This window comes from Acidianus ambivalens (assembly GCF_009729015.1).
Taxonomy (GTDB): Archaea; Thermoproteota; Thermoprotei_A; order Sulfolobales; family Sulfolobaceae; genus Acidianus; species Acidianus ambivalens.
This window is the reverse complement of the sequence record NZ_CP045482.1, coordinates 272,292-287,866: the sequence shown is the minus strand read 5'-3', so window position 1 is coordinate 287,866 and position 15,575 is coordinate 272,292. Positions and strand designations below refer to the sequence as shown.

General features: G+C 33.3%; 18 protein-coding genes. 15 read left to right on the top strand and 3 right to left on the bottom strand.

Annotated elements, in window-relative coordinates; all coding sequences use genetic code 11:
* Nucleotides 1–9: 9 nt before the first annotated feature.
* Genes D1866_RS01710 through D1866_RS01675 form a run of 8 tightly spaced genes read left to right on the top strand, consistent with a single transcriptional unit; the run spans nt 10 to nt 7,420 of the window.
* Nucleotides 10–1,284: a TrpB-like pyridoxal phosphate-dependent enzyme gene (locus D1866_RS01710; protein ID WP_152940999.1), complete on the top strand. Its 1,275-nt coding sequence runs from the start codon at nt 10–12 to the stop codon at nt 1,282–1,284.
* The gene (trpA, locus tag D1866_RS01705) at nt 1,281–2,015 is read left to right on the top strand and encodes a tryptophan synthase subunit alpha (RefSeq protein WP_152940997.1); all 735 of its coding nucleotides are present in this window, start codon (nt 1,281–1,283) and stop codon (nt 2,013–2,015) included. The genes D1866_RS01710 and trpA overlap by 4 nt, the downstream gene beginning before the upstream one ends.
* Nucleotides 2,005–3,045 carry an anthranilate phosphoribosyltransferase gene (gene trpD / locus D1866_RS01700; protein WP_152940994.1) on the top strand — a complete coding sequence of 347 codons (1,041 nt, stop codon included), beginning with the start codon at nt 2,005–2,007 and terminating at the stop codon, nt 3,043–3,045. The genes trpA and trpD overlap by 11 nt, the downstream gene beginning before the upstream one ends.
* Nucleotides 3,035–3,625 (top strand): phosphoribosylanthranilate isomerase, encoded by a 591-nt coding sequence (gene trpF, locus D1866_RS01695; protein ID WP_013776149.1) that lies wholly within the window; start codon nt 3,035–3,037, stop codon nt 3,623–3,625. Before trpD ends, trpF begins: the two co-directional genes overlap by 11 nt.
* Nucleotides 3,622–4,902, top strand: coding sequence for an anthranilate synthase component I (locus D1866_RS01690; protein ID WP_152940992.1), 1,281 nt, complete (start codon nt 3,622–3,624; stop codon nt 4,900–4,902). Before trpF ends, D1866_RS01690 begins: the two co-directional genes overlap by 4 nt.
* Nucleotides 4,880–5,461 (top strand): aminodeoxychorismate/anthranilate synthase component II, encoded by a 582-nt coding sequence (locus D1866_RS01685; RefSeq protein ID WP_152940989.1) that lies wholly within the window; start codon nt 4,880–4,882, stop codon nt 5,459–5,461. Before D1866_RS01690 ends, D1866_RS01685 begins: the two co-directional genes overlap by 23 nt.
* Nucleotides 5,462–5,463: 2 nt before the next feature.
* Nucleotides 5,464–6,210: an indole-3-glycerol phosphate synthase TrpC gene (gene trpC / locus D1866_RS01680; protein WP_152940987.1), complete on the top strand. Its 747-nt coding sequence runs from the start codon at nt 5,464–5,466 to the stop codon at nt 6,208–6,210.
* 13 nt (nt 6,211–6,223) lie between these two features.
* Entirely contained in the window at nt 6,224–7,420 is a 1,197-nt protein-coding gene (locus tag D1866_RS01675; RefSeq protein ID WP_152940985.1) for a pyridoxal phosphate-dependent aminotransferase, read from the top strand.
* 13 nt (nt 7,421–7,433) lie between these two features.
* On the opposite strand, the gene D1866_RS01670 is transcribed toward D1866_RS01675, so the two are convergent.
* Nucleotides 7,434–9,854, bottom strand: coding sequence for a valine--tRNA ligase (locus tag D1866_RS01670; protein WP_231136467.1), 2,421 nt, complete (start codon nt 9,852–9,854; stop codon nt 7,434–7,436).
* Between the two features lie 112 nt (nt 9,855–9,966).
* Between D1866_RS01670 and D1866_RS01665 the strand changes: the two genes are divergently transcribed.
* From D1866_RS01665 to D1866_RS01655, 3 genes are read left to right on the top strand one after another with little or no spacing between them, the layout of a single operon-like run.
* A complete protein-coding gene (locus D1866_RS01665; RefSeq protein WP_152940981.1) occupies nt 9,967–10,941 on the top strand; it encodes an NAD(P)-binding protein in 975 nt (324 codons plus the stop codon).
* Nucleotides 10,922–11,302: a hypothetical protein gene (locus tag D1866_RS01660; protein WP_013776142.1), complete on the top strand. Its 381-nt coding sequence runs from the start codon at nt 10,922–10,924 to the stop codon at nt 11,300–11,302. The genes D1866_RS01665 and D1866_RS01660 overlap by 20 nt, the downstream gene beginning before the upstream one ends.
* Nucleotides 11,303–11,307: 5 nt before the next feature.
* The gene (locus D1866_RS01655; RefSeq protein ID WP_152940979.1) at nt 11,308–11,616 is read left to right on the top strand and encodes a hypothetical protein; all 309 of its coding nucleotides are present in this window, start codon (nt 11,308–11,310) and stop codon (nt 11,614–11,616) included.
* On the opposite strand, the gene D1866_RS01650 is transcribed toward D1866_RS01655, so the two are convergent.
* A complete protein-coding gene (locus D1866_RS01650; protein ID WP_152940977.1) occupies nt 11,577–11,891 on the bottom strand; it encodes a hypothetical protein in 315 nt (104 codons plus the stop codon). The two genes, D1866_RS01655 and D1866_RS01650, sit on opposite strands and share 40 nt — an antisense overlap.
* A complete protein-coding gene (locus tag D1866_RS01645; protein WP_152940975.1) occupies nt 11,888–12,106 on the bottom strand; it encodes a hypothetical protein in 219 nt (72 codons plus the stop codon). Before D1866_RS01645 ends, D1866_RS01650 begins: the two co-directional genes overlap by 4 nt.
* 109 nt (nt 12,107–12,215) lie before the next feature.
* Between D1866_RS01645 and D1866_RS01640 the strand changes: the two genes are divergently transcribed.
* The 4 genes from D1866_RS01640 to D1866_RS01625 all read left to right on the top strand — a co-directional run bounded on the left by D1866_RS01640 (nt 12,216) and on the right by D1866_RS01625 (nt 15,550).
* Nucleotides 12,216–12,731 carry a hypothetical protein gene (locus tag D1866_RS01640; RefSeq protein ID WP_152940974.1) on the top strand — a complete coding sequence of 172 codons (516 nt, stop codon included), beginning with the start codon at nt 12,216–12,218 and terminating at the stop codon, nt 12,729–12,731.
* The gene (locus D1866_RS01635; RefSeq protein ID WP_152940972.1) at nt 12,673–13,287 is read left to right on the top strand and encodes an N-glycosylase/DNA lyase; all 615 of its coding nucleotides are present in this window, start codon (nt 12,673–12,675) and stop codon (nt 13,285–13,287) included. The genes D1866_RS01640 and D1866_RS01635 overlap by 59 nt, the downstream gene beginning before the upstream one ends.
* A 173-nt stretch (nt 13,288–13,460) precedes the next feature.
* Entirely contained in the window at nt 13,461–14,435 is a 975-nt protein-coding gene (locus tag D1866_RS01630) for a D-2-hydroxyacid dehydrogenase (RefSeq protein WP_152940970.1), read from the top strand.
* The gene (locus D1866_RS01625; protein WP_152940968.1) at nt 14,432–15,550 is read left to right on the top strand and encodes a pyridoxal-phosphate-dependent aminotransferase family protein; all 1,119 of its coding nucleotides are present in this window, start codon (nt 14,432–14,434) and stop codon (nt 15,548–15,550) included. Before D1866_RS01630 ends, D1866_RS01625 begins: the two co-directional genes overlap by 4 nt.
* Nucleotides 15,551–15,575 lie beyond the last annotated feature (25 nt).

Below are 15,575 nucleotides of genomic sequence, written 5' to 3'. Positions count from 1 at the left end.
GTTGAGCCAATGGCAATAGAGAGGGAAGAAATTCTTCCCAAATATTGGTATAATATAATACCGGATCTTCCCAAACCACTCCCGCCTCCAAGAGATCCTCCAGATGCGGAATTTTCTAGGATAGATCTATTAAGAAAGATAATGCCAAAGGAAGTTTTAAGGCAACAGTTTACTGTGGAAAGATTTATAAGGATTCCAGAAGAGGTAAGGGAAGCGTACCTTAATATAGGTAGACCAACTCCCTTAATGAGGGCAAAAAGACTTGAAGAAATGTTAAACACTCCTGCAAAAATTTACTTCAAGTTTGAAGGTGCCACTCCCACAGGTTCGCATAAGATAAACACTGCTTTACCTCAGGCATATTTTGCTAAAGCAGAAGGAGTTAATCATGTAGTTACAGAGACTGGAGCTGGGCAGTGGGGTACAGCCGTAGCTTTAGCAGCAAGGATGTATAACATGGAATCTACAATTTTCATGGTAAAAGTAAGTTATGAACAAAAGCCTCAGAGAAGAACTATAATGGAATTATATGGAGGAAAAGTTTACGCAAGTCCTACTAATTTGACGGAATATGGAAGGAAAGTTTTAGCTGAAAATCCTTCTCATCCAGGATCTTTAGGAGTAGCAATGAGCGAGGCAATAGAATATGCCTTAACTAATAATTATAGATATCTGGTAGGTAGTGTATTAGATGTAGCAATACTTCACCAGAGCGTTATAGGCCAAGAAGCAATGAAGCAGATGGACATTCTAGGAGAGGAGCCAGATATCTTAATAGGATGCGTAGGGGGAGGAAGTAATTTCGGTGGCTTTGCGTTTCCTTTGTTAGGAGCTAAAAGAGGAGAAAAATTCATTGCAGTAGGTTCTTACGAAATACCTAAATTTAGTCAAGGAGATTATATGTATGATTTCCCAGATAGTGCAGGTTTATTGCCAATGGTAAAGATGATAACTTTAGGTAAGGATTATGTACCACCCCCAATATATGCAGGAGGTCTTAGGTATCACGGTGCAGCACCGTCCTTAAGTCTGCTCATAAAAGAAGGGATAGTCGAATGGAGAGAATATAGTGAGCCAGAGATATTCGAGGCTGCAAAAATGTTTGCTGAAGCTCAGGGAATAGTTCCAGCACCAGAATCGGCTCATGCAATAAAGGCTGTTATAGATGAGGCATTAAAAGCTAAGAAGAATCACGAGAGAAAAGTTATAGTATTTAATTTAAGTGGTCATGGGTTATTAGATTTACCAAACTATGAGTCAATGATGAAAAGGCTATCAAAATGAGTAAGATGCTAGTTTCTTATGCAACACTAGGCTATCCTAAAGAGAAGGAATACTTGGAATTTATTGATGGATGCGTCAAGGAGGGTTCGGATATTTTAGAAATTGGTGTTCCCCCAAAATACGCTAAATACGACGGTCCAGTTATAAGAAGAAGTTATAAGCAAGTATCTAGCTGGTTAAAGGACATTTGGCCATTATTAAAAGATACTAGAGATAGAGTAAAAATTCCCATAATAATCTTAACATATCTTGAAGATTGGTTACCAGTACTTGACGATTTCCTCTCTAATTTAGCTAAGATAGGCATAGATGGTATACTATTTCCAGATTTAATAATAGATTATGTAGACGAGTACGAGAAATACGTTAAGAAAATTAAGGATCATGGGTTAAAAGCCGTAATTTTTACTGCTCCTTCAGTTCCAGATCCCCTGATACAAAAAGTATCTAAAATTTCTGATATTTTCTTATATTATGGAGTAAGACCTACTACTGGAGTTCCTATTCCAGTAAGTGTAGACTCATTAATTACAAGAATTAGAATATTAGTAGATAATAAGCTAGTAGTAGGTTTTGGATTGTCTGATGTAGAAGACGTGAGAAAGGCATTAAGAGCTGGAGCGGATGGCATAGCTATAGGTACAGCATATATAGAAGCTATAGAGAAAGGTGGAGTTCAAGAGGCAATAAATTTAGTAAAATATTTCAGAGGTGTTTTAAATGAATTTTAAAGAGATTTTAGAAAAAATAACTGATAGACAAGATCTAAGCGCAAACGAAGCGGAATTGATTGCAAACTCAATAATGAAAGGCGAAATTCCAGAATTAATCTCAGCTGCAATTTTATCATCTCTTAAAACTAAGGGTGAAGCTCCTGAAGAGATAATAGGGTTTGTAAGATCAATGAGAGCTAATGCAGTAAAAGTTGATTTAGGTGACGTAATTGACACTGCCGGTACTGGAGGAGATGGCTTAGGAACAATCAATGTAAGTACTGCTACCGCAATTGTTATAAGTCAAGTTTGTAGGGTAGCAAAGCATGGTAATAGGGCTGCTAGTAGTAAGAGCGGTAGTGCAGATTTCTTAGAAACTATTGGTTATAATATAAATGTAACTCCAGAAAAAGCCAAAGAACTGATTTCTAAGGATAATTTTGTGTTTCTATTCGCGCAACTTTATCATCCAGCAATGAAGAACGTGGCAACTGTAAGGAAAACTCTTGGAATTAGAACAATATTCAATTTTCTAGGTCCATTAACAAATCCTGCTATGGCGAAAAAACAAGTTATGGGAATATTCGCAAAGAAATTTATGGATAAGATAGCTACAGCCGCGCTTTCTCTTTCTTACGATAAGCTTTTAATAATTCATGGAGAGCCTGGAATGGATGAAGTAAGTCCTTTGGGCGTTACTACAATATATGAGATTAAAGGTAATAATATTGATAAATACGAATTTAACTTTGCAGAGATTATAAAATATAAACCAAAAATCTCAGAATTGTTAACTAATGACAGTAAAGAGTCAGTAATCAAAGTTTTGAGAGCTTTTGCAGGAAAAGATAAAGCCGTAGAGGAGTTCATAAAGGTAAATTCTGCAGTTGCTTTATATTCATGCGGTCGTGTTAAGGACTTTAAAGATGGCTACGAATATTCTTCTCAATTAATTTCTACATCGTTAAATAAGCTAACAGACATAATTTCACATAATGGTAATTTAAGCATATTTAAGAATTTTATGGCGATGATAAGTGACAATTAAATTAAAAATTTGTGGAATATCTACGATTAGCGATATCTTAGAGCTATCTAAGATGAATATAGATTATCTTGGGTTTGTTACTGACACTATAAGTAAAAGATATGTAAAGGACGAGTTCATTAATATTGCTAAAAAAATTTCAGAGAAGCCTATTGTTTCTGTTAAAGTAAATGGAAAAATTTCTGAATTAATCGAAAAAGCGAAATATGCCGACCTACTACAGATACATAGAGTCCTAAGTGATTCTGAGCTAGAAGAGTTAAACTCATATGATAAGAGGATCATATTATACGTTCCTGCTAGTGAAAAGTATTTAGCATACTTAAATAAGGCAATTCGTTATTCAGACATGATATTATTAGATTCCCCTAAGAAAGGAGTTCAGATAGATCTAAATTTTGCTAGAAAAATAGCAAAAGAATACGATGTAGGTATTGGTGGCGGGATAAATATAAATAATATTGATAAAGTGATAGAAATTGACCCAAAGTGGATAGATATTTCAAGTGGAGTTGAAGTATATCCTGGAAAGAAAGATACGCAAAAAGTAATAGAAATAGTGAGGCGTGTTAAAGTATGAATGTGTATCCTATAACTTCCTTTGCTCAACCATACGAAGTTTTCAAATGTGTAAGAGCAAATGAGGATTTTGCTGCTCTTTTAGAGAGCGTTAGTGGACCTCAAAATAAAGCAAGATACAGTATAATAGCATGGGGCAAGAAAGATTATTTGAGCTCTGAGTATTCAGAAGATATTGCAGATAAGCTTTATTCAATTTCAACGTATGGAGGTTTTTCAATTCCAGAATTTAATGCGTATATTGGTTATGTGTCTTACGATGCTGTTAGGAACTGGGAAACTGTTAAAGATATTAAACCAGTAGCAGAATCGTGGCCTAACGGAGAATTTTTCTTACCAGAGAACGTTATAATATATGATCATAATAGTGCGAAAGTCTATGTTAATGGTGATATACCTGGAATTTCTAGCTGCGGAGAAATAGGTGATATAAAATTCTCTGGCTATGACCAATCTATGAATAAAAATGAATTTGAAGATGCTGTAAATGAGATCTTAGAATATATTAGGAACGGCTATGCTTTTCAAGTAGTACTTTCTAGGTTTTATAGATTCACATTTAAAGGTGACTTAATGAAATTCTATTATAATCTTAGGAAAATTAATCCGTCTCCTTATATGTTTTATCTTAAATTTAAGGAAAGAGAACTTATAGGTTCCAGCCCAGAGTTGCTTTTTTCTGTACAAAACGGCGTTGTAGAGTCTTATCCTATAGCTGGGACTAGACCTAGAGGAAGCACTCCAGAAGAGGATTTTGAACTAGAACAAGAACTTCTTTCTTCGGAAAAAGAAAAAGCTGAACATTTAATGCTAGTGGATTTAGCTAGGAACGATATAGGTAAAGTTTGTTATCCGGGTACAGTAAAGGTTCCAGATTTCATGTATATAGAGAAATATAGTTATGTTCAGCATATAGTGAGCAGAGTAATAGGTACTTTGAAAAAAGGATTTACGCCAGTTGATGTGCTTAAGTCGACATTTCCTGCTGGCACAGTGAGCGGTGCCCCAAAGCCTATGGCTATGAATATTATAGAAACTTTAGAACCATTTAAGAGAGGCCCTTATGCAGGCGCAGTAGGTTTTATATCTAAAGATTCTGCAGAGTTTGCAATTTCTATTAGATCAGCCTTTGTCAATAAAGACTTATTTAGAATACAAGCTGGCGCTGGTATAGTGTATGATTCTATTCCTGAGATGGAGTATTTTGAAACTGAGCATAAAATGAGGGCATTAAAAGTCGCTATGGGTGTTAAAAATGGACTTGACTTTGATAATTGATAACTACGACAGTTTTGTTTATAATATTGCACAAGCTGTAGGCGAACTAGGAAGCTATCCTATAGTTATAAGAAATGATGAAATAACTGTTAAAGGAATAGAGAGGATAAATCCAGATAGGATAATAATATCTCCTGGTCCAGGTTCACCAGATAAGAAGGAGGATATTGGAATCGTAATAGATGTTATAAAGCAGTTAGGTAAAAGAATTCCAATTCTAGGTATATGTTTAGGTCATCAAGCAATTGGTTATGCATTTAACGCTAAGATAAGAAAAGCTAAAGTAGTTTTTCACGGTAAATTAAGTACAATAATTCAAAATTCTTCTGCGGTAATCTATGAAGGATTGCCGAAGGAATTTAAGGCTACTAGGTATCATAGTCTTGTAATAGATGACGTAAAACCTCCTTTAGTTATTGATGCATATTCTAAGGAAGATAATGAAATAATGGGAGTTCACCATGAAGAGTACAAGATCTTCGGAGTCCAATTTCATCCTGAAAGCATAGGCACGCAAGTAGGACAAAAGATATTTTATAATTTCCTAAATAGGGTATGATAATGGTTAGATTCCTAACTGGCTGGTTAAAAGATGTAGTTAATAATGCATATAGCAGACCTTATGTTCATAAAATTAGAGATAAGCCAGTCTTCTCATTAATTGATGCGATAAGAAAAGTAAAAGAAGAAAATAAGAACCCTATCATAGCAGAATATAAAAGAGCTTCTCCTTCTGGATTTTCTGCAGATAGAGATCCTATAGAATACGCAAAAGAAATGGAAAGATCAGGTGCTGTAGGAATTAGCGTGTTAACTGAAGATAAATTTTTTTCTGGTTCATACGATTATTTATTTATAATATCTCATACTGTTAAAATTCCAGTTTTAATGAAAGATTTTGTGGTCACTGAAAGGCAAATAGATAACGCATACAACTTAGGTGCTGATAGTATTTTGCTTATAGTTAGAATTTTAACTGAGAGAGAACTCGAAAGCTTGATACTTTATGCAAGGTCGTATAGATTAGAGCCTTTAGTAGAAATTTTTGATGAAAATGAACTAGAAATAGCATTAAACGCAGGTGCAAAAATTATTGGCGTTAATTCTAGAGATTTGCTTACATTTACCATTGATCAAGAAAGGGTGAAAAGAGTCTTGAGAAAAATTCCATCAAACGTTATAAGAGTAGCCGAAAGCGGTATAACTTCTAAGGAACAAATAGAAGAACTAAAAAAATACGGTGCAGATGCTTTTCTAATAGGAAGTTCCCTAATGAAAGAACCAAGTAAAATTAAAGAATTAATTTAGACTATTATTCACAATGAGTTTTTCACAAGCTATAGGTAATTTGACAGGAGAATCTACTTTACTTTACCAAGAAATAGCCAGACGAGTTGAGAAGGAAAAAGGAATAAAAACGATTAATTTTGGAATAGGGCAACCAGATGTGGTGACGTTTAAAAGAATAAGAGAAGAAGCTAAGAAAGCATTGGATGAAGGATATACTGCTTATACGCCAGCAAAAGGGATTGACGAATTAAGACAAAAAATTGCAGACTTTTTATCACAAAAATATGGGGATAAGATTAAAAAAGATGAAGTAATCATAACGCCTGGAGCTAAAACTGCACTTTTTCTAGCATTTTTACTTTATATCAATCCTGGAGACGAGGTTATACTCTTTGATCCAGCATTTTATTCTTATGCAGAAGTAGTAAAGTTACTCGGCGGTAAACCAGTTTATGTTAACATTAATTTTGATAAGGAAAAAGGATTTTATATAGATATTGGTGATTTAAATTCAAAAATTAATGCAAAGACAAAAATGATAGTGCTAAATAATCCTCATAATCCTACTGGAATGGTTTTTGAACCTAAACAAATTATTGAAATCCAAGAAATTGCTAAAGAGAGAAAGATTATACTATTGTCAGACGAAATTTATGATTATTTTATCTATGAAGGTGAAATGAGGAGTGTTTTACAAGACTCTGGTTGGAGAGATTATGTCGTTTATATTAACGGTTTTAGTAAAACGTTTTCAATGACAGGATGGCGTTTAGGTTATGTTGTAGCTAAGAAAGAGGTTATTGATAAAATGGGTATATTAGCTGCAAATATTTATACATGCCCTACTAGTTTTGCTCAAAAAGGAGCCTTGGCAGCTTTTGATTCTTTTGATGAAGTAAGGGAAATGATAAAATTATTTAAAAAGAGAAGAGACGTAATGTTCTCTGAACTTTCTAAGATAAGGGGTATAGAAGTATATAAGTCCCCAGGAGCGTTTTATATGTTTCCTAATATGAAAGAAGTAATAAAGAAAGTAGGCAGTTCTAAGGAATTAGCTATAAAATTAATAGAAGAAGCTGGCGTAATAACGATACCTGGAGAAGTCTTTCCATTAAATGTTGGTAAAAATTTCTTAAGGTTCAGCTTTGCAATAGATGAAGATAAAATTAAAGAAGGCGTTAAGAGAATTAAAGATGTGATAGAAAAAATTGTTGATGAGAAGAGCTAGAGCGATCAGTGAGCTAAACTCCCATGGGCTGATTTTCAGCTTTTTCAATTACGACTTCTTCTCTATCCTGTGATGGTATATATTCTAGCGAGTTTATTTTAAGCGTAATTTTTACATCATTTTCCACTTTCTTAATGCTCTCTATCATTTCATTACTAGCGTAAAGCTTTACGTTTACTGGAGTTACTATTGACATTTTATTTTTAATCTTTGAAGTTCTCACCATAGAGTTGAATTTCTTTACGTAATCACCTATTTTTTCAGCTTCGTTATCTTCCTCTATATCGTCAACATTAGGTAATTCTTCCAATAATACGCTTATTTTATCTCCAAATAGTCTTGAATAAATTTCTTCTGTTATATGCGGAACTATTGGGTGCAGAAGTATTATTATATCCTTTAATAATCTCCTTAGCGTGTATAGAGCTGATTGATCCTCGTTAAAGAGTCTATATTTTATAAGTTCCAAGTACTCATCTGCTACGGTTTCCCAGAAATAGTTATAAAGCTCGTCTATTATGATGTAAAAGTCATAAGAGTTATATGCCTCAATTGCTTTCTTGACAAACTTCTTATGCTTTATTAATATCCATTTATCTAAAACATGAAGATAGTTAGGTTTACTTATATTCTTTCCGTGAATAAATGGATAAGAAAGCCTACTTGCGTTCCATAATTTTTGTAATAATAACTTTTTGCCTCTTACATTATCCCATTTGAATGGGAAGTCCTCCCCTATTGATGCATCTAGTAAGGTCATTCTTATTGCGTCCGCTCCAAACTCATTTACCCTTTCTAAAGGTGAAACTACATTACCTTTGCTTTTACTCATCCTGCTTCCGTCGGGTCCCAATACTTGACCGTTTATAAGAACTTGCTTGAATGGTACATTCCCGGTGAGCATTAGTGTCCTAAAGAACGTATAGAATAACCATGTTCTAATTATATCTGTACCTTGAAGTCTTAGTGATGCTGGGAAAGCTTTAGCGAATCTTTCCTTATTAGTATAAAATCCTGATAAGTATATCACGGTAACGCTAGAATCTATCCAAACATCTGCAACGTCGGTTACTGGTTTTAATGGCAATCCACAGTAAGGACATTTTTCATACGGTGGTTTAGTTTTTGTTGGATCTACTGGTAAATCTTCTTCTTTAGCCGGAATTAAGTGGTTATTATCGCAATACCAGAAGGGTAGTGGAGTACCGTAAACTCTTTGCCTACTTATGTTCCAATCCCATTCTAAACTCTTTATCCATTCTTCTAAATAGTAGGACATTCTTGAGGGCTTAAATTGCATCTTTTTGTACTCTTCAAGAAGCTTATCCTTGAATTTTAACACATCTATATAAATTTGCTTCTTAGTTAAAAATTCTATAGGAGATAAGCAATCGCTTCTTTCAGTGTGAGAGAGCACGTTATGCTTAATCTTTTCTATTCTTCTCACATATCCTTTCTCCTTTAGTATTTCAATCATTTTTTGCCTGGCCTGTGCAACTGTTAGCCCATCAAGTATTCCAGTTCCTTTTATTCTACCTTTATTATCAATAATTTCAGTTGATGGTAAATTGTACTTGAGTTTCCATTTTATATCTTGTGGATCACCATAAGTACTTACCATTACGGCTCCAGTACCAAAGTCCTTCTCTACTGCTTCGTCTGCCATTATTTTAACTTCTTTATTAAATATTGGAACTATTGCAGTCTTTCCTATAAGATCCTTATATCTTTCATCTGTTGGATTTACTACAATTGCTTGAGTAGCTGCAAGTAGTTCTGGCCTGGTAGTTGCTATTACTATTTCTCCTCCATCTTTTAACGGAAAACCTATGTATACGAGAACTCCTTCTTTCTCTAGATATCCTACTTCGCTTTGTGCTACTGCAGTTTCACATTTTGGACACCAATATACTGGTCCTTCTTTAATTTTTACTATTCCCATTTTATACATATCTAGTAAACTTTTCTGTATAACTTTTCTATATTCTGGTGAATACGTTTTGTATTCAAAGTCTTCCCAGTCTGGCCTATAGCCTAGTCTTATCATTGCTGTTTTCATTCTATTTATCATTTCGTTGGTCCATTCTATACATTTTTGTAAGAATAATTCTCTATTTTCCTTAGGTATACCTAGCTTATATTGAACTTTTAATTCAGTAGGTAAACCTTGAGTATCCCACCCTTGCGGAATTAGAACATTGTATCCTTGAAGCTTCTTAAACCTTGCAATTGCGTCGGCAATTGTCACCCAGTATGCATGTCCCATGTGGAGTTCTCCACTAGTAAATGGTGGGGGAGTATCTATGTAGAAAACTGGTTTGTTACTTTTCTCATCAAAACGAAATACCTTTTCCCAGTATTCCTTACTTAACCAAAGATTTTCCCACTTAGGCTCAATTTCTGCAGGGTTATAATGCTTTGGCCATTCTTCCATTTTCTTTGTTACATATTCCTGACTTAACAATAGCTGACCACCATCCGTTTATAAAACTTACAAATGAGATACTTACAAAGCATATTTTATACTTTTCTTACATTCTAATTTTATGGAAAAGATTGCCATAATAGGTGGTGGAGTTAGCGGTTCTTATTTAGCTTATTTACTTTCTAATTCGGGGTACGATGTTACATTATTTGACATTAAAGAAAAATACTTTAAACCGTGTGGAGACGTAGTTCCTAATATTTATAAACCCAAATTTGAATGGAAAATAAAATATTACATAAAAAATTTTGCATTTTATTTAGATGGAGAAAGAATATATGATGTTAGTTATAGGAATCCAAAGTGGATTGTAATAGACAAGCCAGGATGGATAAATTCTATGAGAGAGAAGGTTAACCAGGTCATTTCTACAAAGGCAGATAAGTCAAAATTCGACCTAGTAATAGACGCTAAGGGCCCATATGACATGGACAGGCAAGTAGTTTATACTACTAGAGCATTAATTGAGACTAATGAATTCAATGATGAAGCAATATTAGAGTTTAATACAAAATTTACTGGATTTTTCTGGATATTTCCTGATGAGGAAGGAGTTTTAAACGTAGGGGCAGGCTTTATAGAAAACAAAAATTCTAAAGATCTTCTCCTAAATTATATTAAGAATAAATTTAAGGATTACAAAATTCTGGATTTAAGAGGAGCACCAATATCAATAGGCAGTGTTAAATCTAAGTCATTAAAAATTGGAGAAGCTAGAGGCTTAGTTTTTCCTATGAGCGGAGAAGGAATAAGACCCTCTGCAATTTCTGCAGAAATAGCATACGAAGCCATAACAAGAGGAAAGAATTTTGATGAATATTTATCTTATAACTTGACTAAAATTGAGAGAAGGATTGAAATACAGAGAAGATTATTAGACGTGTATATGAAGTCTAGCATTAATGCCAGAAAGTTTTTGTTAAAAACTTTCTTAAGAAATGACGTATTAATAGATGCGTTCCTTGAGGATAAATTAGATTTTGAAGGAATTTTAGAATCCGTCAGGGGTATAAAATATGGTTCAATTGTACGTTGAAAACTCAAAAAGTAAGTCTGGAAAACACGCTATAAGAACTTTATTATATAAAGTAGTAGATGGTAAACTTATTGAAGTAAAGGATGAAGGAAACAAAGTTTCTCCGACTTATAAGGTAGGCGAGGCAAAGGTTATTAATATTAGCGATAACGGAATTTATATTTATGTAAAGTTGGTTAAAAATATCTATAATAGAATTATTGGAGAAATATTAGTTATAGACAATAATTCGATTGTATTAAAGCTCAAATATAGGAAGTTAAAAATAAAGAAAATAGAAGGAGACGAAAAATACTTTGATAAAGTAAAGGAATTATTTGAAAAGCTAAAGATTCCTATAAAAAGAGCTAACTTAAAGTGATAAAATTGTTCAACATAAAACTTTTAGTTCTAGAAGAACCGGGTAGGTTAAGAGAAGTCTTCTATAGTATGGAAGGAATTTTAACTAATATTTGCAAGCCAATACGCCTTGGTGCTTCATATATTTGCTCTGTCTCAAAAAATACGCTAATTAGTGTATATCTTAGCGGCAATTTAAAAAATTTTCAGCTTCTAATAGAAATAGAAAGTGAAGATGCAGAAGAACTTACATCTACTTTAGATAGAATTATTAACGAATTAAAAAGTAAAGGAATTCATATTACATTATTTAATACTTCTACAACTTCCTTGTAGATCTCTTTTACCTTATTTTCATCATATTCGCTAATACTGCCTTTAAGTTCAGCAATTGCATAACAAATAAATAACTTATCATTAATTTTACATATTCCCTTTTTAAGTATATTACCGTACTTAAACGGAATATTTACATCTATGAACAGCATTTTACTCTCAGTTAACGTGACATTGCTCTTGTCTAACTTTATCTGTACGTCCATAATTATAAATAGGGAAGAATTATCTTCAAGAAGAGTTACTTGATTTCCGTTAAAAAAATACTTTATCATATTACTGGAACCAGTTCGCTACCGCAATATGGGCATTTGCCCTTTAATCCTCTCTTATCTGCCTCACAGAAGTACGCTTTATACTTCTTTTCACACTTTGGGCACTTGTATACTACGTCTACGCCTATAGTAAGTTTTCTGTTGCATATTCTGCAGTATACTTGAAACCATCCTAAATGTCCATAAGCGTTAGTCCCTCTTATTCTGACACTCATGATCTCTCCTTAAGTTCTACCCAGTATTGTATATATAATTTTCTGCAAAGGTTTTACCATCAACTTCAAACTAGGATTTAATATTTTGAGTGATAAAATATAGTCGACTATGAAAGCTACAGTGGAGTATTATAGGCCAGAGATTATTAATGCTAACAATTTTTCCCTAGTAAGTATTAAGAAATATAAGGAAGAAGAGGTAGATTATTCAGAAGATCTAGAATCTAAAACTATTAATGGCGAAGTTATAATAGTAAAATATAAAGAAGGAGAGATCATTAATGCTAGTGTAGATTGTAAGTATAAATTTCCATTTCCTGTAAAAATATTTAGAATAGGCGTGCCAAAGGAATTTAATAACGAAAATGTAAAGATAGATTACATTAATGTTGCTGTCGACTCTTTGATCATAGGCTTAAATTTTGATCTCAAGGATTATCCGTTTATAATCTTAGATACTAGTGATGGAACTAAGATTATTTCTTCTTCTGATATAAATGAAGTTAAACCTACAATAGTTAAGAATAAGAAGAAAAAGAAAGGTAAGAAAGCAAAGAAGAAAAAGAATGCTAAGAAATCTAGTAAAAAACGTAAAGTTAAGAGCAAAAGTGCTAGAAAGAGCTGAAGAATTTAAACTTAATAATAAAGCAGGAGAAGACGTATGGTTTAGAGAATTAGTATTGTGCATATTAACTTCTAATTCCTCATTCATTAGTGCATATACAGCGTTAAATAATTTGTACGATAAATTATTTTCTTTAGATGAAGACGGAATTTCGAAAGTTCTTAAAAATTCAGGATACAGATTTTATAATTTAAAAGCTAAATATTTATTTAATATAAGAAAATATTACGGTAAGCTAAAAGCTTGGATTTATCCTATAGCAAACAAGGATGAATATGAAGCTAGAGAAGAACTTCTTCAAATTGAAGGAATAGGGATGAAAGAAGCCAGTCATTTCCTAAGAAATGTAGGTTACTTTGATTTAGCAATACTAGATAGACATATATTAAAATTTTTATCTTCTTATTATTTTTCTTACAACAAGAAGTCTTTGCCAAAAAAGGATTACATTTATATAGAGTCAGTTTTGAAAAGCATTTCCATTTCTTTAAATTTACCAGTTGGTTTACTTGACCTGTTTATATGGTATAAGGTGACTAATAAGTTAGTAAAATGAATAAAAGCATATAAACCAGAGATTTCTCATATATATGAGCTAAAAATGATAACCGTAGCCGACTTCAAAATTGTTCAAGAAAGTTTAATTTTCTCCTTCTATAATACTGCTTCTTCTTATGTTTTTTCATCATCATGGTAAGCAATAGATAACTTCTTGTAACGGTGATAAAAATGGAGCAAACAACTATACAAACCAATTCTCTAAATAAAGAAAATCTAAATATCTTAATAACCGATCCTGTAGCAGATGTAATGCTAAATACTCTAAAAGAGAAAGGCTTTCATGTAGACTATCAACCGGAGATTTCTAAGGAAGAATTAATGAAGGTAATTGAGAACTATGATATAATAATAGTAAGGAGTAGAACTAAGGTAACTAGAGATATTATAGAAAGAGGAAAGAGACTTAAGATAATAGCAAGAGCAGGAATAGGATTAGATAATATCGATACTGATGCAGCACAAGAAAGAGGAATAAAGTTAGTTTACGCACCAGGAGCGTCTACAGATTCTGCAGTAGAGCTAACAATAGGTCTTATGATAGCAGGAGCAAGGAAAATGTATACTTCTATGACATTAGCTAAGAGCGGAATATTTAAGAAAATAGAGGGTTTAGAATTAGCTGGGAAAACTCTAGGAATAATAGGGTTTGGAAGAATTGGTACTAAAGTCGGAATAATTGCAAAAGCTATGGGAATGAAAGTATTAGCATATGATATAATGGATATAAAAGATAGGGCAACGCAATTAGGAATAATTCCCGTAACCCTAGAAGAGTTATTGAAACAGTCTGATGTAATTTCTCTCCATGTGACAGTAGGTAAAAACGCTAAACCAATTCTTGACGAGAAGGCATTTGAAATTATGAAAGATAACGTAATTATAGTAAATACTAGCAGGGCAGTAGCAGTAGATGGTCAAGCTCTATTAAAATATATAAAAAGTGGTAAAGTTTATGCGTACGCTGCAGACGTATTATGGCATGAGCCGCCCAAAGAAGAATGGGAATTAGAGCTTTTAAAACACGAGAGAGTTACAATAACTACGCACATAGGTGCACAAACAAAAGAGGCACAATACAGAGTAGCAGTAACTACTACCGAGAATTTACTTAATGCTATAAAAGAACTAGGTGTTCAATTTTGATTTTAATACCTGGTCCAGTTAATGTACCTCAAAGTGTTTCTTTTGCAGCAACTAGGGTTGTAAATCATAGGTCTGATGAATTTAGAGAAGTAGTAAAGTCCTTGGAAGAAAAGATGATAAAGCATTTTGACTCAAGCAGAGTCGCGTTACTTACGGGCTCAGGAACTTTAGCTGTGGAATCTATGGTCTTCTCATTATTGAAAAGAGGAGAAAAAGTGATAGTATTTACTTATGGTGAGTTTAGTAATAGGCTATTAGATTCTATAAATAGGAGGGGATGTGCAACAAAGGTTTATTCTAAACCTGCAGGAGAGGGATTTTCGTTAGAGGATGTAAAAGTGGCTTTAGATGAAAATAAAGACGCCGATGCAGTAGCTTTAGTACATAATGAGACTAGCACTGGAATAGCGTTTAGAAACTTGGGAGAAGTTACTAAACTTGTTAAAAATTCAGGAAAGAAGTTTATAGTTGATTCTGTTTCAGGCTTTGCAGCATATGAGATAGATGTCAATAATTGGCATATTGACGCTATAGCTACTGGTAGTCAAAAAGCATTAGCTTCAGTACCAGGAATGGGGTTTGTAGCAATGTCTGAAGAAGGGGTAAGCGAGCTTCATGACGATGATATGCCAAATTACCTTAACTTGAAATTAGCATTAAAATTCCAAGATAAGCATGAAACTCCATTTACTCCATCTACTGGAGCTTTCTTTGCCTCATTAAGGGCTGCAGAAATTCTGGAAATGGAAGGATTAAAAAATAGAATAAAAAGACATGAGGCTTGTAGTAGATATCTAAGATCTGTACTGTCTAGTATTAGCTTTTCGTTATTTGGTAATGAGAGTAACTTTTCTAACACAGTAGTTGCAGGGATTCCTCCTATCCCTTCTAAAACTCTTAGGGAAGAGTTAAAGAAACGTGGAATAGAAATAAGTGGGGGAATGGGAGAATTAAGGGATAAAATAATTAGAATTGGTATATTAGGAGTTGTGGATGATAGAGCTATATATAGGTTATTGCTATCGCTTTCTGACGTATTAAAGCAGGATATCGAGATTAAACCACCAGCAGAATGTAAGCTTCCAGAATTCTTAAGGCAAGAGGTTATATGGTAAGGTAAATTTATTTTCCTAGATTAAT